Raw genomic sequence first — 22,129 nt, forward strand, 5'->3', positions numbered from 1 at the left:
TTTGATTTTTGCCCGTTTTACTTAGTTATTTTGGTATAGCATAAAAATCATAAAACGTAAGGAAAGTGCTATGGAAAAAGCTTCGAACCTTGAAAGTAAAATGTATGTGCTAGACACCAACGTACTCCTCCATGAACCCCTCGCTTATTTGTCTTTTCAAGAACATAACGTGGTTATTCCGATGACCGTACTTGAAGAGCTTGATCATATTAAAGATAGAAAACACGATGTAAGCCGCGATGCCCGCGTTGCAATTCGTGGTTTAGATGAGGTACTCAAAAACGCAACCCCTGAACAAATGCTACAAGGTGTAGCCTTACCCAGTAATAAAAAAGCAAAGTCGAGCTCTGCCGGTACGCTCATTATTGTTAACGATCATTTATTCGCAGATTCAATTTCGGGTTTGCCAGGCAATGAAAACGACCATCGAATTATTAACTGTGCTGTATATTTACAAAAGCAGCATAGCGATTCAAAAGTGATATTGGTTACCAAAGATATAAACATGCGCTTAAAAGCTAAAGGTGCAGGGCTTAAATATGTAGAGGATTACCGAACAGATCAGCTTATTGATGATATTAATTTGCTCACTAGCGGTTATAAAAAAGTAGAGGGTGATTTTTGGGAACATGTAGGGCAATGCAATACAGAGCAGCACGGGCGAGATACGTTTCATCATGTGCCTAAAAATTTAATACCCGATGTATTTTGTAATGAGTATTTACTTGACGAGAGTAATCACTTTGCAGCTAGGGTAAAATCGTTTGATGATAAGCACATTACTATAAAAGATATTAGTGTTGAGCGGTTAATGCATCATCATGCATGGGGCGTTAAGCCCAAAAATATTTATCAGGGTATGGCGCTTGATGCATTACTTGATACTAGCATTGAACTGGTGATTTTAACGGGTCCCGCTGGATGTGGGAAAACAGGTATTACTGCAAGCTTTTTTTCAATATTTGTGCAGACCTCTTCGAAAGCCAAGAGATTACTTAATAATTTAAGTTATAGGTTTAAGCTAAATCAAACTTCAGCTTGTCTTTCATTAGGTATCGCTTAATTAAAGTAGTCGCTATACAAAAAATAAATCAAGGATTTAACCTGCAAGAAAGCACTAATAAAAATAATAAGCAAAGGTAAATCTTAAATGCTAGTTAATCAAAATTGTTCTCAAAGGAGAACTAATATGAAGAATTCAAATGAAAATAGAAGTCCACGTGTATTAGATACATCTGCATTAGTACATGATCCAAAATCTCTTCTTAGCTACAAAGATGATATTTACATCTGTCTAACGGTTCTTGAAGAGCTTGATAACCTAAAGGAAAGAACCAATAAATCTGTAAGTGCAGATGCACGAATGTGTATAAGAATGTTGGAAGACATCATAAATGGACATACAGCTGAGGAAATGGAAGTAGGTATTCCTTTACCATCTACCGAAACAGCCCAGAGAGGAAAGCTTTTCATCGGGATTGACACTCAGCTGGATATGGCTAAAGAGTTAAAGCACGGGATAGGAAGTGACGCTGATAACAGAATAATTAATTATGCTTTATATCTTCAAAAACAACTCGATAAAGACGTAACAATTGTTAGCCGTGATATTAATATGCGATTGAAAGCTCGAACAGTTGGGGTTAGGGCTGAGGACGTTGCCGTAGATAATCAAATATCAGATATTGATCTTTTATACACAGGGGTACAAGCCTTTGAAGGAGATCTTTTTGATCGAATTAAATCAGATAAAGACTTCAAGGTTTCAGGAGAAGTTTATACTTTCCCAATAAGTCTATTTAATGATGAAGTCCAGCCAAACATGTATTGGTACGATGAAGCTGAACACATTGGGCGAATTTCAGAAGTTACAGATAATGAGGTATACACAAAGTTATTGCCGCGTAAGCATGAAAAAGTATGGGGCATTTTGCCTAAAAACCAGCGCCAAGCGGTAGCTTTAAGTCAATTAACAGACCCTTATTATGACTTAAATATCATCCTTGGCCCAGCTGGCTCCGGAAAAACTTTTTTAGCAGTTGCGGCGGGGCTACATCAAGTATTGGAGTTGAAAAAGTACAAAAAAATAGTCGTTGTGCGCTCAAGAGACTTCATGGACGACGATCCGGGATTCTTACCGGGGGATTTAACAGAAAAATCGATGCCTCTACTTGCAGGCATTACAGACGCACTTATTTCGATGCACTCTAGTGATAATCATGAAGGAAATATTCACGCTACAGTTGAACATGTGATCGAAAGAGCTAATATAGAATTTACCAGTATGGCTTACTTTAGAGGCCGTTCAATAGACGATGCTGTGTTAATTATTGATGAAGCTCAAAACATGACACGTGCTCAGATCAAAGGGATGCTTAGTCGGGGAGGAAAGAATTGTCGTACAATCGTACTCGGTAACCTAGCTCAGATAGATGATAAGTTCGTAACAGCCGCCTCAAGTGGAGCCTCTGCTGCCGTAAATGTATACCGTCACTATGAAAAAGGATCAGTTCTTATCTTTGATGAAGTAGAGCGCAGTAGCTTGGCTGAATTCACCGAAAAGAACATGTAGAGATCAAACTACAATTCACTTTTCATTATAATATTGCGACAATAGCCACTGCTTTTTGCAGTGGCTTTTCAGAGAAGCCTGTTTCCACATATGCGGACGAAATGGATTTACTCTGAGTTTAAAAGATTAATCATACATTGAAGATGTAATAACTTAGGTGCTGTGGACCTTAGTTGTTATATTTTGGTGTGCGTATGTCTTTTGAATCAGAAGCGCTTATAAGCAATGTAAAGCGTCAGGCAAAGAGGTTGTCAAAAAAATTATTAATTCCCCTTGGGCAGGCCCAAGAAGGAGTATCTATTTGTCTTTATGGCTGTGATAGTTACAGCGATTTACTAGTAAAAATAAAAGCTGAATCTTTTGACAATCCATTGATAGCGCTGTCTGCTCTCTCTCCAAACTCGGAAATATTTTTGGTAAAAATATTAGCTAGCCACCTAGATAGCATCATTGGAAATTTTGAAAAAAAATTTCCCGGTTCCAATATAAATGAAGAAATGGTCGTATCCCTTTTTGGGCTTGAGTTTGACGAGTTTAAAGGCAAATTATCTACCTAAGAATTGTACAAATACGTAAGTTGCCATTTTATTTATTTGAGATAATATGAAATGAAGGCTGACCGGACAGCCTATGCTTACACATGGTTTTTTTAATCATGAACAATGAAGCGGAGCATCCGAGAAAATTTGGTGATTCAAACTGAACAAACATCGTGTCCCGTAGGCCGTTGTTTATTCGTCATGTCGTTTGGAGAACTAAATGATTTTGCTTGAGCAATTACATACTAAACTTCAATATCAGGCCAAAATTTTTGCTTGGCTACTTGAGATTCCCGAATTAATAGCAGCAGGGTTATTCGCGAGAGGTGTTTATAATTTCGCTAATTTTTCGGCTGCTGAACAAAGCCTGCGACACGAATATTCAAAAAATAATCTTCATGCCATTTTTGAACATGACACACTAAAATATATTTTCATTGGTGAAGTTGATGACGATGAGTTGATTGATGAACTTCACAAAGAAATTGAAGTGATGTCGGCAAGAATATTGTCACTTAATCTTATAGAAAAGCCACAATTGCAAATAATCTCAGCGATTTATAAATCAATGGGGTTACTTGATGAGTCTCGGTTTATTGTAAACACAGGCGCTGAATTCCAATTAAATTGGAAACCTTATTTTAGTACACTGACTGATCCTACAGAAGTGCTTTATGCTGATTTGTTGGTTCATACGCGAACATTTAGATTGGTCGCTTCAAAATATCCACTGAGTAAGTTGTCATACGACAATATAAGTACTTATCTTTCAAGAAGACTTAAACAAGATAGTAATCTCCATAAGGCTACTTTAGGTGCGGAAAGAAACAAAATTGAGAAACATAAAAATTGGCTTCAGAACAACCTGAAAAGTGCCTTTGGTGACGTATTACAAAATGGTAGTGAAACCCCAGCGTTTTATCACATACGACGTAAGCGATACCTTGTATTTGGTTTTATGCTGCCCACAGAAAAAGCTAAAAAAATAAATACAGAGCTGCCTAAGCTAAATCTATTAGTCAAAAATACTAAGGAATTTCAGAAATACATTATTAAAGTTGAACAACAGTCTCTAGTTTTTGAAGCTCACCGCATCAGTACCTCATACGCGAATCATGAAGTTCTCACAGATATGCAAATTGAGCAAAAGAAAATCTTAATGTCACACACTGATGCTAGCAATGACTGGTTTGCCTTAAAAGGTACTCGCTTTTCCGTGGGTTTTAGACCGATCAAGGTAAAAGAGGCGGTATAAGCTGATGGAAAAAACATTTTTAGTCGATGTAAGTATTGTTTCTGTTTTTGGCAGTCTGGGCGCTAATAAGGCTTATTTAGGCGATGTGTTAGCTGGTCAGGTAATCGAAGATGAAACATTTAGATTTCGTCCCTATGAGCAAATTGTTACCTCCATAATTGTTAGCAAAAGATTTGTTGATAACAAGATGGAGGTCATCACACACAACGGTAACTGCTATTCACTATCCGATAAGCCCAAATTATTCAGTGTAACGACTGATGAACTCGCTACTATGCGCTTAGGACAATATACACCTGAAACGATTTTAAAAATGAGATAGCTCAAATAACGTATATTTTTAAGTATAAATTTTAAAAAAATCATGTAATAAATTTGCTTTGAATTGAATGCGCAATAAAAAGTAAAGCTACAAACCAGACTAAAATAACCGCAATTGCGCTAATATAGCTTATTGGCTTTTCGTTATATTGTTGAGCTTTTATTTTTGCGATTCGTAATATTTTTTTTGGGGGTTAAATAAATAATTAGTGCAAAACCAAGAGGCAGAATTATAAAGTCATCTATCAACCCCAATATTGGTATGAAATCTGGAACTAAGTCTATCGGGCTTAGTGCGTAAGCTGCGACTATAATTGCAATGGCTTTTACATACTGTAGTGGTACAGTGATTTTGGCCACTACAGTTAAGATTGTAATCCCACACAAAACGTCACTTAAGTGTGAGATATTCGTTCATTATAAAAATTTTTCTATCTAGATAATTCTTTTATTTTCTTCCTAGAAAACCAACTGTATAAAACAGGCAGCACAAATAATGTTAATAAGGTTGCCGTAATTAATCCTCCGACAATAACACTTGCTAAAGGACGTTGTATTTCAGCACCAACACCGCTAGACATTAACATTGGGATTAAGCCCAATGCTGAAGTGATAGCCGTCATTAATACGGGTCTTAATCTAGAGGTTGCGCCATCAAAAACGGCTTTGGAGGTGTCTAACCCATCTTTAATACGTTGATTGATGCTCTCTACCATTACTACACCGTTTAATACTGCAACGCCGAATAAGGTAATGAACCCCACCGAGCTAGGCACTGATAAGTATTGGTTTGACAAATACAGAGAAAACACACCACCAATCACAGCAAGAGGTACATTGACTAGTATCAACATAGCCTGACCAACGGAGCCAAAGGCAAAGTAAAGCAATAGTGCTATTAACCCTAATGATAAAGGAACCACTATAGCTAATCTTTTTTGCGCACGCTGCTGGCTTTCAAATTGTCCACCAATAGAAATAGAATAACCGGAAGGCAAATTAACCTTTTTAGCTATTATCTCTCTGATATCAGCTACAACACTACCCATATCTCGATTTTGGACGTTTGCTTGAATAACCACTCGTCTTTGTACATCATCGCGCCTGACTTGCGGTGGACCAGACTCAAATGAAACGGATGCAACATCACCTAAGCGCACCCAAGCCCCAGTTGGTGATTGAAGTCGAATATCTGAGATAGCTTCTTTGTTTCGACGATATTCTTCTTCTAAACGTACATAAATATCGTAGCGTTCATTGCCGTTAATAATTTGCCCTGCCTCGACGCCACCAATGCCGTCTCGCACAACCTCCATTACGTCGATAACGGACAGGCCAAATCGTGACAATTCCTGTCTATTAGGCTTGATCACTAATTGAGCTTCACCAGCAATTTGTTCTAAAGCGACATCTCTAGCACCTTCAACTTCTTTAATTGCAGCTTCAATTTCCTGACCTTTATTGGCTAACACATCAAGCTCTGGTCCAAATAGCTTGATCGCTAATTGCGCTTTTACACCTGATAATAATTCATCAACACGAGTGGCAATGGGCTGAGAAAAGTTAAGTAGCAACCCCGGAAACTCTTCCAGTGACCTTTCCATTTTAGCTTGAAGTTCATATCGATTAGAAGCGCTTGTCCACTCAGAAACTGGTTTTAATCCTATATAAATTTCTATGTTGTTCACAGGCTCTGGATCTCCACCTATTTCAGCTCGTCCAATTCTGCTCAGGGCATAAGTTACTTCAGGAAAGGTCATTAATTTTTCTTCTAGAATTGGAGCAACAGTAAGTGCTGTATCTAAACTAGAAGAAGGAGCGAGGGTTGCTCTTAAATTAATCGTCCCTTCCTCTAGCTCAGGAACAAATTCAGTGCCAATAAATGGCACTAATGCAAATGCAGAGATAACTAAAACAAGTGAAGCTGAAATGACTAACTTCGTGCGTTTTAATGCGAAAGTAAGCCCTTTTCTGTAAAGTTTGTCTAAAGGTTTTAGTACGAAACTTTCTTTTTCTTTTACACCAGTTTTAAACAGATAAGTAGCCAGAGCAGGCACAACAAACAAGGCCACCATGATGGCAGATACTACCGCTAAGATGATACTGATTGCCATAGGTTGAAAGAGTTTTGCTTCTACCCCTTCGAAGCTAAATAATGGCGTAAATACCACTAAGATAATAGACGCTGCAAAAAATACCGGACGGGCGACTTCTTTGCCTGCTTCCTTGAGACGCAATTCAATACCGTGATCATCATGCTCAACATCGTGTGGGTCTGTGTCAGAGGCAGGAACTCTAGCGTGAACACTGTCTGAGTTAGTTGAATCTGGCTTATTTAAATGTTTAAACATGTTTTCAACCATCACCACCGAACCATCGACCAACATACCAATAGCCACAGCAATTCCACCCAGTGACATAAGGTTGGCAGAAATACCCCACCAAGCCATGATCATCAAAGCAATGCCAATTGAGATAGGAATTGAAATTAAAACCAAAAAGGTTGCCCGTAGGTTCATTAAGAAAAGCGCCAGTACAATACAGATGAAAACAAAAGCTAATGCTAGTGCTTCAACGACGGTATTAACTGCTTTCTCAATTAAATCAGCTTGATCATAGAAGGGTTCAAAGCGAACGCCTTTTGGAAGCGCTTGATTAATTAGTGGTATTCTTGCATTGATTCCATCAATGGTGGCCTTAGTGTTTGACCCCATCCGCTTCAATACAATACCTGAAACCACTTCACCTAGATTCTCGACTTTGCCCTCTGCTGTTTTGCGAGTCATGGTAACAGCGCCTTGTCGAATTTCGCTGCCCATTCCAACTTTTGCTATGTCAGAAACGGTTATTACTGTTCCATCGAAGGTTTTTACTGGTACTTGCTTGATATTACCGATGCCAGCATCTCCACTTTCAAACCACCCCGTACCTCGAATGACCAGTTGTTCTTGGCCTCGATTCATATACCAGCCGCCAACATTGGCATTATTGCTATCTAGGGCAGTGACGACATCTTCTTGGGTTAGGTCGTATTCAAGAAGTTTTGAAGGATCAATGTTTACTTGGTATTGCCTAACGTTGCCTCCAAAAGACAGAACGTCAGTAACACCATCGACGGGCATGATAAGTAGTTTGACAATCCAATCATTGAGACTTCTAAGTGCCATCGCGTCAAAACCAGCGTCTTTATCTGATATCAATAAATATTGAAATACTTGACCTAACCCAGAGGTGTTCGGTCCCATATTCGGTGTACCAACACCTTCTGGGATCAATTCTTTTGCCGCTTGAAGTCGTTCAAAGACAAGTTGCCTAGCAAAGTAAATATCGGTGCCTTCTTTAAAAACGACAGTGACACCAGATAAACCTGTTTTAGAAATCGAACGTACTTGCTCAACATCAGGCAAGGCGTACATCACAGCTTCTATCGGATAAGTAATAAGTTGTTCAACTTCTTCCGCTGCCAATCCGGGCGCTTCAGTATTCACGGCAACCTGAACGTTAGTGACATCAGGGAAGGCATCCAAATTTAACTTTGGAATAACCATTATTGCACAAACAATAGAGGCAAAAAGAGCGATTAAGATAAGGAGTCGGTTGTTTACGGACCAATCAATAATTTTATTAAACATTGTATTTCTCCTTAGTGGTTGTGCGGATCAAATCCGCCTTTTGCAATTTCAGAAGCAACAAAGAAAGCGCCTTTGGTGACAATTCGTGTTCCACTTTCAACGCCGATTATTTCCCTAAAATCACCTAAGGCTCGCCCTAATTCAATTTCTACAGCTTTAAATTCTCCGGGGTGGTCTTCAACGAATATGGTCCAATCACCATCAGCACCGCGGACCAAGGCTTCTTCCGGCACAGCCATTACTTTCTCTTGGGTTGAAAATTGAAAATAGACTTTTACAAACATACCTGAATGGAGGTTGTCGTCTTTGTTTTCGACTGACAGACGAACTATCCTCGTTCTAGTTAATGGATCGATAGTGTGCGCTTCTTGAATGACTTTTGCGTTGTAACTTTGCCCCTCTAATTTGACTATCCCCGGAGAGTTTTTGGACAAATCAAGCTTTTTATTAGGCGAAACTTTTGCTTCTACCCATAGTTGCTTTTCGTCTGCTAGCAACATCACAGTATCACCAGCATTAACGCGTTGTCCTTGGATAAAATCGTCTTGAAGCACTACGCCTTCACGCTGTGCTGTTAATGTATATTGCCCAAATGCTTTAATGTCTTTGTTAGAAATACTCTGAATTGCTTTTTCAGTTAACCCTAAAGCAATGAGTTTTCCGTAAGAAGCGTTGTAAGTTGTTTCAGCTAGCAACAAGCGGCTTTCGCTGACGGTTTTATTGCCTAGTTTTTTAATGCGTTGCCATTCTGTTGAAGCGATTAAATAGTCCGCTTGTGCTTGTGCCATCGCTTCACTAAATAATGTGACTAACTTTTGGCCTAATTCTACGTGTTCTCCAAGAGCTGCATGGCGACTAATAATGACCGATTCAGTACGAGGAGATACGACATAACTTCTGTAACCATTTGCCTTGATTTCACCGGGTGCGTATATCGAACTGTATTGATATTCTGGGATGACGCTTTCTACTTTGATGTTAGCAAGTGACATATTTTTCGGGCTAAGAGTTATACCTTCTTCATGTTCGTCTTCTTTATTCTCATTTCCGTGGTCATGGTCACCTTTTTCTTCCTTATGTCCTTTTTCGTGGCCGTGCTCGTCAAGATCTTCTTCTTGACCTTTTAGGCTTTCTCTTTCTGAGTACTCACTATGCTCAGGGTGTTCTTTAGCATGAACTCTCTCGTTCTCAGAGTGTTTATGTTCTTTTGTGTCTTGTTTGGAAAGCTTTGTGACAGAATCAGTAACATCTGACGACTGTGCAAAAGCATCATGACTTGTAGTAAGCCCTACTAACAGGCTGCTAATTACTACGGCTAATAATTTTTTACTAAATATTGTATTCATTTTTGTAACCTATATTTTTTATAAATTTAAGATTTCGCTTCTTTCGCTAATGAAAAATTAGCGCGTTCAAATCTCAAGTTTTGATAACTGACCTATACTTAAAACGAAGGATATTTCTGCAAGCTTAAATTGCTTTTCCAACCGGATGCCTGCATGAAGCGCTTCCGCGCGTTGATTTAATGCGAGTAAATAATCAGAAGTATTTATGTCACCAGCTTCCCAGCGTTTGTTGAGTAACTTTGCGCTGCTAGCCAACCTGCCTTGGGTGAGTTTGTGCCATTGCTGGTAGTAATTTTTACTGACAGTCAGCGACTCATAATTAGCTTTTGCTTCAAAAGACTGTTTTCGGTAAATTGAATGAAAGTGGGCCTCTGCTGCAATGGCTTCTGAATAAGCGGCTTTAACAGTATCTGAATAGTTATTTCTGATGTTTAAAGGAATTGAGAAAGTCACACCAACCAAGTCTTCATCTCCACTTTTACCTGCGCTAACTCCAATGGTTGGATTAGGTTTAGATTCCATAGTGGTTAGTTGAGCTTTAGATTGTTGCCCCTTCCATTGCGCTCTTGCGAGTTTAACTTTTGGATGATCCTCAACCCACTGTGAATCAAATGAATAGCTTGTTGCTCCAAAAGTAAATAAGGGTAAATTGGCGGTATTAGGCGTCCAATCTGGCAATAACTCCTGAACCTTTATCTCTGCATTTTTAAAAGCAATTTGAGACTCAGATATTTCACTAAAAATTTGCGACAAGTTTAAATAGACTAGCTCAGCGTCAAGTGGCTCTAGAAGTCCAGCTTTTCGTTTGTCTTCAACAATTCCAACGAGCGTTTGCAATTGCTCTTCTCTTTCTGAAAGTAACTGAGCAGCTTTTTTTGCTGCTTGCCAATTAACTAATGCAGTTAAGGCATTAGCCTTTTTAGAATCGAGTAGAGATAACAATTGTTGCTGGTTTGCATAAACATCAATTTCACCAATGGTTTTATTTGTTGATTGCTTATCCCAAAAATCTATCGTTTGACTGATACCAATAGAGTAATTATCAAAATCACCTTCTTTTTCATAGTTTGCTTCAAGCTCTGGGTTATATACGGCTTGAGTTAAACTTTTGGCTCTATGATTACTTGCATTAAGTAACTCTTTTGCCGCAACAACTTCGGGATCTTTATTTATTTGACTATCTAGCCATGAAATACTTTTCTGTTTGCCATAAGTGGCAACTGAAAAACTCACAGCCATGCATAAAGACAGGACTAAACCTGCATTTTTTAAATATATATACATAAAAGTTCTTAATTTTAAAATTAATAAACACGAACCCTTTATCCATTGTTAAAGAATAAATAGGTCATTAAAAATTAATCTAATTAAGAAATAGGTGGGCGATGTATCGCTTCTAGGAAGGCTTTTGTCTGGTCAAATTGATAAGGAGTTTTATTGATAATATTTAGCTTACCATCGACATTTGAATTACTGACTAAAATCCAAGATAAGTGGCTGCCACTGCAATGACCACAGTGATGACAATCCTTTACATCGTGCTGTTCATCATCTGTATTATCATTTAAAACATTTCGATCATCGTCATGATCATGTTGAGTTTGAAGGTGCTCTATATCTATCTGGTGATTCTCAGATGTTGCGGATACAACAGCAGTTAACGATTGCAAAACAATAGAAACGACTAATAGTATTTTTAGCACAACATTAAGGTTCAAAGTTATTACCTGTTAAATATAGTATTTAAAATACTAGCAGAAACTATTTACTTAAACTAGCCAATTTAGTTACTTCCCAATCTTTTCAAATTAAATAACTTTTTATTTGACTCTATAGCCACTATAGATTTTATACTTATTTTAATATTGTTTCGGAATGTTAAATATGTCAGAAAAATGTAGTGGTAAGTGTCAATCATCTCCTACCAACGAAGACGTAAAAATTGATACACAATTAGATAACTATAGTGGCGCGTTTGTCAGTACATATAAAGTGCCTCAAATGGACTGTCCTTCAGAAGAGAGATTGATCAGATTAGCACTTGACTCAATTCAGCCTTCAGTTGGATTGCAGTTTGATATTCCTAATCGCTTAGTCAAAGTTTTTCATGATGAAAATTTAGATGAGATAACAAAAAAGTTACAACAACTTAAACTCGGTGCAGAGTTAGAGTCAACTAAACAAAGTTGCAGTACAGAAGCTGCAAAAGCAAAAGACTTAGACCCAAAAAAATGAGATGAAAGAAGCATCAACCCTAAAATGGTTGTTAGCCATTAATGGAGTCATGTTTTTTATAGAAGTAATTGCTGGGATTATTGCACAGTCTGCTGGCCTAATTGCAGACTCATTAGATATGTTTGCTGATGCTGCTGTGTATGGTTTAGCTATTTATGCCGTAGGTAAAAGTATTAGCATGAAACTTAGAGCAGCACATATATCTGGTGTGCTTCAAGTTATTCTAGCGCTAGGTGCTTTGAGCGAAGTCGTAAGACGCTTTGTTTACGGTAGTGAACCGATCTCTTCTTTAATGATGATATTTGGTGGAATAGCACTAATCGCTAACGTTGCTTGTCTGTTTTTGATATTTGGCAACAAAGAAGACGGCGCTCATATGAAAGCGAGTTGGATTTTTTCAGCAAATGACGTTATCGCAAACGTTGGTGTAATTTTAGCTGGCTTATTAGTTACAGCAACAAGCAGTCGTTATCCAGATTTAGTGATTGGTTTGATAATTGCTCTTGTCGTTTTAAACGGTGCTCGCCGCATCTTACAGCTAAAGTATTAAGCAGAGAAATGAAAATAATGCACTCATCGTATATCAAATCAAATATATCATACGTGATAATGATTTTAATCGCGGTGCAATCTGTGTTTTTTTCGCTAGAAGAGCTTGAAGTAAACTTAATTGAAAGTTCTTTTAATACATCACTAACTGAGTCTATTACCCCGCTAAAATCTCCAGAAACCTCCAATATATTTGAGGTGAGTAATAGCAACACTTCAATTGATAATTGTAATTTTTGTTGCTGTTGTCACTTATTTTTAAATGCAGATTATTCTTGTAACATTTTACAAACAATAGAATATTTCCTTACCTACGCCTTAGTTTCTCCTGAGCTAAAAGGCTATATCTCGGTGCCATTCCGCCCACCTAAATACGCCTAAATTTTATAGAAAATTATGAAAGGTCAAATGTTAATGACCGAAAAAAACATATAAATTTATAGGAAAGTATACATGGCACTTAATACCTGTGTGCATCGCAAGATAGCAATTTTGAGGTGTGTAACACCTCGGCTTAAATATATCGCGTTTCTCGCGTTGTCACTTTTTACATTTAATGTTTATGCCTTTGAAAAGCAGTTAAATCTTCAAGAGGCAATTCAGTGGACGCTTAAACAAAATCCTGAACTCAAAATATTTGATTTCAAACAAACCGCATTAACAGGACAAGAACAAACAGCAAGTTTAAATCCTGCTTATGAACTAGAAGTTGAAGCTGAGAACTTTGCAGGCTCAGGTGAATTTAATGCATTCGACAGTGCTGAATTAACAGTCGCTCTATCTTCGGTTATCGAAATGGGAGATAAACGCTCAGCGCGGATTGGACTTGTTTCAAAATCAAGAGCACTACTCAATGCTGAGAAAGAAGTCTCTGCGCTTAATTTAATGGCTCAAGTCACTGAGAAGTACGTGGAAGTACTTGCAGCCCAACAAAGAGTTATATTGGCAGAAAATGCTTTGAGCTTAGCACAAGAAACGTTAGAGATTGTATCTCAGCGTAACCGCGCAGGTGCTACTCCTGAGGCTGAAGTGAAACGCTCAAAAGCAGTTATTGCTCAGGCTAACCTCACCCTTCAATCTGAACAAAAGCGCTTGGAATATCTAAAGCTTTCTTTATCAGCTTACTGGGGAGAAACATCAGTGTCATTCTCTAGAGTAACTGGAGATCTGTTTCAGTTTGGCAATGATAGTGATTTTAGTAGTCTCTTTGCGAAATTAGAGAAAAACCCTGCTATTCAAGTTTATGCAAGTGAGCAGCGACTAAAAGAGGCCGAATTACAGTTGGCTAAAACAGAGTCAACGGCCAATATCAAATGGTCTGTTGGTGTTAGGCGCTCTCAAGAAGTCAATGATACGGTACTGGTCGCTGGCTTTAGCTTACCTTTGTTTGCTGAAAAGCGAAATTCTGGTGCAATCGCTAGTGCGCTAGCAGAGCGTGACCAAGTTGCCATAGAGAAAGAGGCGACTAAGTTGAGGTTTAGAAATCACTTACTACGAGCATACTCCAATAGAAAACAAGCCATATTAACAGCTAATTCATTAAAGCAGTCGGTTATCCCAATGCTTGAAGATGCACTGGAAGATACTCAAGACGCCTATCAAAAAGGTCGATATGGATATCTTGATTATGTATCGGCTAGACAAGAGCTGTTAAATGCTCGGCGAACCCTCATTGATGCGGCATCTGCTGCCCTAATTTATGGCGCAGAGATAGAAAAACTAACAAACGAAGCGCTGTCACTCTAAATAAACATCACTTTAAGTTTAATAACAATTTATTGATTCAGTTATTAACTGAATCGTTTAGGAATTCAAAATGAAAAACTATTTACTCGCACTATTGATTTTTATTGGGTATCTATCACCCATTCAAAGTGTTATCGCTAGTGAAGATGAACATGAAGGCGAAGAAGGCATTAGCAAAATAAACAATAACATGGCAAAAAGGCTTGGTGTTGAAACAGCCTATTTAGCTTCAAAAACGTTGAACCAAACTATCCCTGTATACGGCGCTACGACGATAGGCGCTGAACAATTATTTCAAGTTGGCGCTAGATATAACGGCGTTATAAAGACAATTAACTCCACTGTTGGTGATAAGGTAAAAAAAGGAGATCTATTGGCCGTTATTGAATCTAACGAAAGCTTAAATACCTATAAAATAACGTCCCCTGTTTCTGGGGTAGTTTTACAGAGAAATGGAAATGTTGGCGGTATCACGCAAAACACTAGCTTGTTTGAAATCGTCAATTTTGACACCTTGTGGGCTGAATTTAAGGTGTTTACCAGCCAATATAATCAAATCAAAGTCGGTCAGCATGTTGATATTGAGCAAGGTGAACACGCATTCAGTTCAGTCATCACTAATATTATTCCAGCTAAAGACCAACCTTATGTATTGGCACGGGTACGATTAAACAACACTGAGTTAAAGCTAACGTCAGGTCAATTATTAAAAGGCAACGTCAAAATAAATCAATTCAAGGTGGATTTAGCCGTTGAGAAAGTTGCTATCCAAGAGCTAGGTGGACAATTAGGTGTATTTGTTAAAGAAGATGAAGAGTACGAATTTGCACCGCTTGTATTAGGACGTTCAGATAAGAACTATATCGAGGTTATTGGTGGCCTCAGTAAAGACACTGAATATGTAAACAAAAACAGTTATCTGATAAAAGCAGATATATTGAAATCTGAAGTAGAAGACGACGATTAGGAGACGCAATATGATTGAATCAATTTTGCGTCTTGCAATAAATAGGCGCTATTTAGTATTAAGCTTGCTGATGGTAATCATCGGCGTTGGTATGTGGAGTTATCAAAAACTTCCCATTGATGCTGTTCCAGATATAACAAACGTGCAGGTACAAATAAACACTTCTGCCCCCGGTTATTCACCTTTGGAAGCGGAACAAAGGGTGACCTTTCCTGTAGAAACAGCCTTAGCCGGATTGCCAAAGCTGTCTCACACCCGCTCCCTGTCAAGATATGGATTATCTCAAGTAACCGTTATCTTTGAAGAGGGAACCGATATTTATTTTGCTCGCAACTTAATCAATGCAAGATTAGCTGCGATAAAAGGCGTTATTCCCTCTGGCTTAGAGCCAGAAATGGGTCCTATTTCGACAGGGCTTGGCGAAATATTTATGTATACCGTACAAGCTTCTCCTGACGCTAAAATGCCTAATGGAGAGCCTTATACCGCTATTGCCTTAAGAGAAATACAAGACTGGATCATTAAACCGCAATTGGCTCAAGTTAAAGGCGTCATTGAGGTCAACAGTATCGGCGGCTACAACAAGCAATATCACATAACGCCTAAACCCGAAAAATTACTTTTTCATCAGGTAACCTTTGAAGAAATATCTGATGCATTACGTAAAAACAATGACAACCGTGGCGCAGGTTATATCGAACAAAACGGACAGCAAGTGTTAGTGCGCTCCATTGGGCAACTTGAGACAATAGATGAGATCCTCAATGTCATCATCAAAAAGTACAATGGTATTCCTGTAAAAATAAGTGATGTTGCCAATGTTGCTATTGGCAAAGAACTTAGAACAGGGGCTGCTACTCGTAATGGCATTGAGACAGTGCTTGGTACAACCATGATGCTGATTGGTGAGAATTCTCGCACCGTTGCCTTAGCAGTTGAACAGAAGCTCAGCGAAATACAAAAATCTCTGCCAAAGGGCATTACCGCTGAGCCTGTTTACGACAGAACAACATTAGTAGATAAAGCGATTGCAACCGTTACCAAAAACCTCGTTGAAGGTGCGCTTTTAGTTATTGTTGTGTTATTTATTCTACTTGGAAATTTACGTGCAGCTCTCATTACCGCTGCTGTTATCCCTATTTCCATGTTAATGACAATCACAGGTATGGTGCAAGCAGGAGTATCTGCCAATTTAATGAGTCTCGGCGCATTGGACTTTGGCTTGATAGTGGACGGGGCTGTAATCATCGTTGAAAACTCTGTCCGTAGGTTAGCACAGGCCCAACACAACGGTCATAGGCAAGACTTAAGAGAACGCCTAAATACCGTTTTTGAAGCCACTTCAGAAGTGATACGTCCAAGCTTGTTTGGTGTGGCAATTATCACTGTTGTTTACATCCCCATTTTCACGCTAACTGGCGTTGAAGGGAAAATGTTCCACCCTATGGCGGCAACTGTCGTTATGGCGTTAATTTCCGCAATGATCCTTTCAGTTACACTGGTTCCTGCTGCTGTAGCTGTGTTTATGAAAGGTAAAATCAGCGAAAAAGAAAGTGTAGTTATTCGTTCAACCAAGTCTATTTATGAACCATTGTTAAAAATGGCGATGAAATTTCGTTGGATTATTGTTTCATTCTCAACGCTGTTAATGGGGTATAGCCTTTGGTTAGCAACTACGCTTGGGACAGAATTTGTTCCTCAATTAAATGAAGGTGATATTGCACTACAGGCATTAAGAATTCCATCGACTGGCCTAGAGCAATCAGTAGAAATGCAAGAAGTACTTGAGCAACGTATTAAAGCGTTTCCTGAAGTTGATAAAGTATTCTCGCGCATCGGCACACCAGAAGTAGCAACTGATCCAATGCCACCGAGTATTGCTGATATCTTTGTTATTTTAAAACCACGTAAAGATTGGGCCGAACCTTCAAAGCCAAAGAGTGAATTAGTTGAAGAAATGGAAGAGGTACTGAAAAACATTCCGGGCAACAACTATGAATTCACTCAGCCTATTCAAATGCGTTTCAATGAATTGATTTCTGGCGTTAGAGCTGATGTGGGCATCAAAGTATTTGGCGATGATTTGGATCGGTTATTACTTACCGCAAAAGATATTCTAAATATTGTGAAAACCGTAGATGGTGCAGCAGATGCCAGAATGGAACAAGTCACAGGTGTTCCATCTTTATCGGTAATCCCTAAACGCGAAGCACTTGGTAGGTATGGATTGAACGTTACCGAATTGCAAGACTGGGTTGCCACTGCAATAGGGGGGGAATCTGCGGGGATCATTTATGAAGGAGACAGACGATTTGAGTTAGTTGTTCGTCTACCGGAGCAAACTAGAACGGATATTGATGGTTTGAAATTTCTGCCGCTTCCACTTGAGAATGGTAACTATGTGCCACTTGAAGAAGTTGCAGAGCTTAAATCTGAGTCTTTACCTGCTCAAATTAGCCGTGAGAGCGGTAAAAGAAGAGTTGTGGTTACCGTCAATGTTCGTGGTAGAGATTTAGGCGGTTTTGTCAAAGAAGTGAAAGCTAAAATTAATCAGGAAGGAGAAATTCCAGCAGGATACTGGCTTGATTATGGCGGAACCTTTGAACAGCTAGAGTCAGCGAGTAAAAGATTAAGCTTAGTTGTGCCGATCACACTAATTGTTATCTTAGGTATTTTGGTTATTGCATTTGGTTCATTAAAAGATGCATTGATCATTTTCAGTGGTGTACCGTTAGCATTAACTGGGGGCGTAATTTCTCTTTATTTAAGAGACATGCCTTTATCTATTTCGGCAGGTGTCGGCTTCATAGCATTGTCAGGTGTTGCCGTATTAAATGGCTTGGTTATGTTGGCTTTTATTCGAGATCTTTGGCATGAAAAAGGCGACCTTTACGTAGCGATCATTGAAGGTGCCATCATTCGTTTAAGACCTATTTTAATGACGGCACTGGTCGCAAGTTTAGGTTTTATTCCAATGGCGTTAAACACTGGAATTGGTGCAGAAGTGCAACGACCACTAGCAACAGTTGTTATCGGCGGTATTATATCTTCTACAATTTTAACTTTGTTTGTATTGCCTATTTTATATCAATGGGCGCATGGCGCTGAGAGCAGTAAACAGCAATCTGACGAAATTTAAAAACAAAAAAGCAGCTTAATTTATGTTTAAGCTGCTTTTATATTTAATCTTTTTATTTTAATTTTTAAAGTTTAATTCGCATCATCTCGGCAAGTCTCTTTAGGAAACTCAAATTCAATGGTTGTATGAGACAAGCGATAGGCAGAAAGTCTCTTAGCCACTTGTTCCTTAAGTTTAATTAATTCATCAACGTCAATTTTTTCGACTAATTCTATGTGAGCGGTTAATACGTGACTTTCGCCATCTAACGACCAAAAATGCAGATGATGTACGCCATTAACTTCTGGAAGGTTAGTTAGCGACTCTTTTATACTTTCTTGAGTTTCTTCATCTGGCGCGGCCTGAAGAAACAAGACAATTGTTGATTTCAGATTTTTAAAAACATTGAACAAGATAAACAATGTGAAGCCAATAGATAGTAACGGATCTAAAATGGGCAAATCTACAAATAACAGCACAATAGATACAATAAGCACAGCAACCCAGCCAAGTACGTCTTCAAGCAAGTGCCATGTAAGTACTTTTTCATTTAAGGTTTCTCCAGCTTTTAATTTTAATACAGCATATCCGTTAACGGCAACGCCGAGTATCGCTAGCCCTAACATCCCCTCGACAACAGGCATTTCAGGATTGGACAACCTCGGTATTGCTTCAAATAAAACCCAAATAGAACCAATAATCAAAACGATACTATTTACCAATGCACCAAAAAGTGTAAGTCGGCGATAACCATAGCTGAATTTGTCTGATGCTTCTTTATCTGAAAAACGACTTAAAATCCATGCAAAACCTATAGAAAGACTGTCACCAAGATCGTGAACGGCATCTGCCATTATCGCAGTACTGTTGGTTAGCCAACCCCCAATAAATTCGATAATAGTAAATATCACATTAAGGAAAAATGCCCAGCCAATCCGGTCGTTTTTACCATGCTGATGACTGTGATTATGGTTGTGCATTTTGTACCTCCAGTACTGTCGTCTTTCTTATTTTGGCGACATTGAAGTTGATCAGGTGACGGATCACTCGCTGATACATCCAACGTTTAACGCCTGACAAATTAGTGCCTTTTTCTTGGTAGAACTTATCAGGAGAGTCATAAAGTCCGAAATCATCATGAATACCTTCTTTTTGAATATAGGTATCAGTTCCGCGCCAATTTGTATCTGGAGCAGAGAAGCATTTTGTCGCAACACCATAACCACAAAAGTTATCTTTTTCTTCGCTAAATTTCTGTTGTAACGAAGTGAGATATTGCTCATCCAAGATAAAGCCTTCTAAGTTGATCCAACGTCCATCAAAGTAAACCTCTACCCAACTGTGGATAATGTATTTCGGCGCTAACCAAAAGACATACGTTGGAATAGCACCTTTTTGCAATTGCTGAGCAATGGTGAACCCGTGAAATCGGCATTGAATACCTAACCCTCGTAACAAGGCCATCAGTAAGTTACCTTTGGTATTACATTGTCCGTAACCATCCGCTAAAACATTGCTTGCAGAAATGTCATCGCTTTCATTGTAGCCAAATAATATTTCATCTTTAACAAATTGGTAGGCCGCACCAATTTTGTTGAAATCATCCAAGCTTTTCCACCTTCGTTGATTTATGAGGGATTGGATATTTTTGTGTTCAAAATTGACTATGCTGGTCTTGGTTAGATACTTATCACACATTTTTACCCCTTATTAACTTGTATGCTTTAACTATAAAACCTATAGTAACTATAGAGTCAAGTTTATTGGAAAGGTTTATGAAAATTGGCGAATTATCGAAAACATCAGGCTGTTCAATACAAACAATTAGGTATTATGAAAGAGAAGGGTTGCTTTCAGATCCTGAGCGCTCTGAGGGTAACTTTAGGTTGTATTCCAATAAGGCGTTAAAAGAGCTGGAATTCGTTAAGCATTGTCGCAGCCTCGATATATCTCTTGATGATATCAAACGTCTTATTGAATTAAAGAATAAGCCAGAAGAAAGCTGCTCTAGTGTGAATGAATTGATTAAGCAGCAATTAAATTTAGTCAACAAACGCATGAAAGAATTAAAGGCCTTAAAAAATGAATTACAACATATGGCAAGTACATGCAATTCTGATAATACCATTGAAGGATGCGGTATTATTAAGTCGTTGGATAGTTAATCTAAATTCTGCTTTGAGCTATTCTTAGTCGCAAAGGCAATTATGAAAACCATCGGAAAATTAGCAAAGTCATTAAACTTAAACGTAGAAACTATTCGCTTTTATGAGCGAGAAGGACTTATTACACAACCTATAAAACCAATATCTGGTTATAGACAATATGACGAATCAATAACCGGACAACTTAGGTTCATCACAAAAGCCAAAGCGCTCGGTTTTACGTTAAGGGAAATCAAATTGCTAATGTCTATGGACAACAATTGCTCTCAAGTAGAGCTATTAAGCCGACAAAAACTAGCAATCATTCGAGACAAAATTAATGACCTTCAGCGTTTAGAAAAAGTAATTTTGGATATGACAAATACCTGTATGCAAAACGAAGATCCAACACATTGCCCCATAATTGATTCATTAAAATGATTGACTCCGTACTTGTGTACGGAGTTTACAGTGTTGGTAATATCAACCAATAGACTTTCAAATGATAAATAAAATATTAGACAAAGTAGGCTCTGGTGGCGTTTGGCTAGCGGCACTTAGTTGCACTGCCTGCTTCCCAGCATTAGGGTCACTTGCATCGGCTTTAGGACTAGGCTTTCTCTCTCACTTCGAAGGTATAGCTGTAAATACGCTTTTACCTATTTTTGCATCGTTGGCACTATTGGTAAACTTATACAACTGGCACAAAAATAAAAGCCATACCAGAGCTGTCTTCAGCATTCTAGGGCCTGTAGCAGTGCTATTAACGCTTTATCCTCTTTGGCAATATAATTGGAGCACATACCTATTTTACTTTGGTATTTGTTTAATGGTCGTTATGTCGGTTTTGGATATCGTAAAGCCAGTAAGGGAACAAACATGCAACTTATAGAGCTTAAATCGACTATTACATGTCCTGAATGTGGGCATAGTAAAATAGAAGAAATGCCAACCAACGCTTGTCAGTGGTATTATGAATGCGAATCGTGCAAAGTTTTGTTAAAGCCATTAAAGGGTGACTGCTGTGTTTATTGTTCATATGGAACAGTAAAGTGCCCACCCATTCAAGAAGGACAAAATTGTTGCACGAACTAGCGGATGTGATTGTTTAATTTGTGCTAACTATTGTGATTATATAAGGACAGCTTTAGGCTCATATCTACCAAAGCTATAAGGTTACAAAGGTCGCTTAATCCGAAAAAGTGATCATTGTTCTTATCATTAGGGTTAATTCAATCGACTAAAAAATAGTTTTTAATTTACATTGAGCGAAATATACATTAATATTTTTTCGGTATTTTATCTAGAGAACTTTATGTTTAAACCTCTTTCAAAAGTCTTAGTTGTTGTAGCTATGCTGATTGCCTTTGTAGGGCAAGCATTTGCGTATTCTGCTGTGCCTTGCGAAATGTCATTAGGTTCTCACGAATCACACATGAACATGGAACATTCCAAGATGAGTCATCATGAAGGAATGGATCATGGTGATATGAATAAAAGCAGTAACGGTCAATCAGAAGATTGTTGTGATGTTGAATGTGTTTGTCCTACAAATGCTTGCTCATCTACGACAGTCCTAAATTCCAGTATTGATTCGACAGATATTCAAATATTCAGTGAATCTGTAGCTGCTCTGCAATCTAAACAACCTCATTCAATTTCCACTTCCCTTTATCGTCCACCAATTTTTGCCTAATACAGGATT

The 22,129-nt window shown here is 38.4% G+C and carries 20 protein-coding genes and 2 pseudogenes; 15 read left to right on the forward strand and 7 right to left on the reverse strand.

Annotated features, from left to right (window positions below):
- Positions 1–70 precede the first annotated feature (70 nt).
- The 5 genes and pseudogenes from P20480_RS11690 to P20480_RS11670 all read left to right on the forward strand — a co-directional run.
- A pseudogene (locus tag P20480_RS11690) lies at positions 71–934 on the forward strand (PIN domain-containing protein); the annotation flags it as partial.
- Positions 935–1,189: 255 nt separating this feature from the next.
- Positions 1,190–2,572 carry a PhoH family protein gene (locus P20480_RS11685; protein ID WP_008128656.1) on the forward strand — a complete coding sequence of 461 codons (1,383 nt, stop codon included), beginning with the start codon at positions 1,190–1,192 and terminating at the stop codon, positions 2,570–2,572.
- A 194-nt stretch (positions 2,573–2,766) separates the two neighbouring features.
- The gene (locus P20480_RS11680) at positions 2,767–3,129 is read left to right on the forward strand and encodes a hypothetical protein (RefSeq protein WP_008128657.1); all 363 of its coding nucleotides are present in this window, start codon (positions 2,767–2,769) and stop codon (positions 3,127–3,129) included.
- 202 nt (positions 3,130–3,331) lie between these two features.
- Complete coding sequence (locus P20480_RS11675; protein WP_008128659.1) at positions 3,332–4,366, forward strand: hypothetical protein; 1,035 nt, start codon at positions 3,332–3,334, stop codon at positions 4,364–4,366.
- Between the two features lie 4 nt (positions 4,367–4,370).
- Complete coding sequence (locus P20480_RS11670) at positions 4,371–4,688, forward strand: hypothetical protein (RefSeq protein WP_008128660.1); 318 nt, start codon at positions 4,371–4,373, stop codon at positions 4,686–4,688.
- Positions 4,689–4,831: 143 nt separating this feature from the next.
- On the opposite strand, the gene P20480_RS20085 is transcribed toward P20480_RS11670, so the two are convergent.
- The 5 genes from P20480_RS20085 to P20480_RS11650 form a co-directional block, all read right to left on the reverse strand.
- Positions 4,832–5,047, reverse strand: coding sequence for a YkvA family protein (locus P20480_RS20085; RefSeq protein ID WP_050547934.1), 216 nt, complete (start codon positions 5,045–5,047; stop codon positions 4,832–4,834).
- 71 nt (positions 5,048–5,118) lie between these two features.
- Positions 5,119–8,319, reverse strand: a complete 3,201-nt coding sequence (locus tag P20480_RS11665) for an efflux RND transporter permease subunit (RefSeq protein ID WP_008128662.1) — start codon at positions 8,317–8,319, stop codon at positions 5,119–5,121.
- Between the two features lie 11 nt (positions 8,320–8,330).
- Positions 8,331–9,665, reverse strand: a complete 1,335-nt coding sequence (locus tag P20480_RS11660) for an efflux RND transporter periplasmic adaptor subunit (protein ID WP_008128664.1) — start codon at positions 9,663–9,665, stop codon at positions 8,331–8,333.
- A gap of 66 nt (positions 9,666–9,731) precedes the next feature.
- The gene (locus P20480_RS11655; RefSeq protein WP_008128666.1) at positions 9,732–10,949 is read right to left on the reverse strand and encodes a TolC family protein; all 1,218 of its coding nucleotides are present in this window, start codon (positions 10,947–10,949) and stop codon (positions 9,732–9,734) included.
- A gap of 83 nt (positions 10,950–11,032) precedes the next feature.
- Positions 11,033–11,383: a hypothetical protein gene (locus P20480_RS11650; protein WP_008128668.1), complete on the reverse strand. Its 351-nt coding sequence runs from the start codon at positions 11,381–11,383 to the stop codon at positions 11,033–11,035.
- 166 nt (positions 11,384–11,549) lie between these two features.
- On the opposite strand from P20480_RS11650, the pseudogene P20480_RS17915 reads away from it, so the two are divergent.
- The 5 genes and pseudogenes from P20480_RS17915 (at position 11,550) to P20480_RS11630 (ending at position 18,301) form a co-directional block, all read left to right on the forward strand.
- Positions 11,550–12,450: pseudogene (locus P20480_RS17915) on the forward strand (cation efflux transmembrane domain-containing protein).
- Between the two features lie 8 nt (positions 12,451–12,458).
- Positions 12,459–12,830 (forward strand): hypothetical protein, encoded by a 372-nt coding sequence (locus tag P20480_RS11645; protein WP_235590936.1) that lies wholly within the window; start codon positions 12,459–12,461, stop codon positions 12,828–12,830.
- Positions 12,831–12,902: 72 nt separating this feature from the next.
- Complete coding sequence (locus P20480_RS11640) at positions 12,903–14,195, forward strand: TolC family protein (protein WP_008128677.1); 1,293 nt, start codon at positions 12,903–12,905, stop codon at positions 14,193–14,195.
- 70 nt (positions 14,196–14,265) lie between these two features.
- On the forward strand, positions 14,266–15,162 hold the full coding sequence (locus P20480_RS11635) for an efflux RND transporter periplasmic adaptor subunit (RefSeq protein WP_008128679.1): 897 nt from the start codon (positions 14,266–14,268) through the stop codon (positions 15,160–15,162).
- Positions 15,163–15,172: 10 nt separating this feature from the next.
- Positions 15,173–18,301 (forward strand): efflux RND transporter permease subunit, encoded by a 3,129-nt coding sequence (locus P20480_RS11630; RefSeq protein WP_008128680.1) that lies wholly within the window; start codon positions 15,173–15,175, stop codon positions 18,299–18,301.
- A 71-nt stretch (positions 18,302–18,372) separates the two neighbouring features.
- On the opposite strand, the gene P20480_RS11625 is transcribed toward P20480_RS11630, so the two are convergent.
- Together P20480_RS11625 and P20480_RS11620 are read right to left on the reverse strand one after the other, a co-directional pair.
- Positions 18,373–19,260, reverse strand: a complete 888-nt coding sequence (locus P20480_RS11625; protein WP_008128682.1) for a cation diffusion facilitator family transporter — start codon at positions 19,258–19,260, stop codon at positions 18,373–18,375.
- A complete protein-coding gene (locus P20480_RS11620) occupies positions 19,247–19,978 on the reverse strand; it encodes a transglutaminase-like domain-containing protein (RefSeq protein WP_033025286.1) in 732 nt (243 codons plus the stop codon). The genes P20480_RS11625 and P20480_RS11620 overlap by 14 nt, the downstream gene beginning before the upstream one ends.
- 77 nt (positions 19,979–20,055) lie before the next feature.
- On the opposite strand from P20480_RS11620, the gene cadR reads away from it, so the two are divergent.
- The 5 genes from cadR to P20480_RS11600 all read left to right on the forward strand — a co-directional run bounded on the left by cadR (position 20,056) and on the right by P20480_RS11600 (position 22,120).
- A complete protein-coding gene (cadR, locus tag P20480_RS11615; protein ID WP_008128687.1) occupies positions 20,056–20,445 on the forward strand; it encodes a Cd(II)/Pb(II)-responsive transcriptional regulator in 390 nt (129 codons plus the stop codon).
- A gap of 42 nt (positions 20,446–20,487) precedes the next feature.
- Positions 20,488–20,865 carry a MerR family transcriptional regulator gene (locus P20480_RS11610; RefSeq protein ID WP_008128690.1) on the forward strand — a complete coding sequence of 126 codons (378 nt, stop codon included), beginning with the start codon at positions 20,488–20,490 and terminating at the stop codon, positions 20,863–20,865.
- 61 nt (positions 20,866–20,926) lie between these two features.
- Complete coding sequence (gene merC / locus P20480_RS11605; protein WP_008128692.1) at positions 20,927–21,316, forward strand: organomercurial transporter MerC; 390 nt, start codon at positions 20,927–20,929, stop codon at positions 21,314–21,316.
- Positions 21,304–21,519, forward strand: coding sequence for a GDCCVxC domain-containing (seleno)protein (locus P20480_RS19800; protein WP_083830874.1), 216 nt, complete (start codon positions 21,304–21,306; stop codon positions 21,517–21,519). Before merC ends, P20480_RS19800 begins: the two co-directional genes overlap by 13 nt.
- A gap of 220 nt (positions 21,520–21,739) precedes the next feature.
- Positions 21,740–22,120 carry a hypothetical protein gene (locus P20480_RS11600; RefSeq protein WP_008128693.1) on the forward strand — a complete coding sequence of 127 codons (381 nt, stop codon included), beginning with the start codon at positions 21,740–21,742 and terminating at the stop codon, positions 22,118–22,120.
- Positions 22,121–22,129 lie beyond the last annotated feature (9 nt).

The organism is Pseudoalteromonas sp. BSi20480 (assembly GCF_000241365.1).
Taxonomy (GTDB): domain Bacteria; phylum Pseudomonadota; class Gammaproteobacteria; order Enterobacterales; family Alteromonadaceae; genus Pseudoalteromonas; species Pseudoalteromonas marina.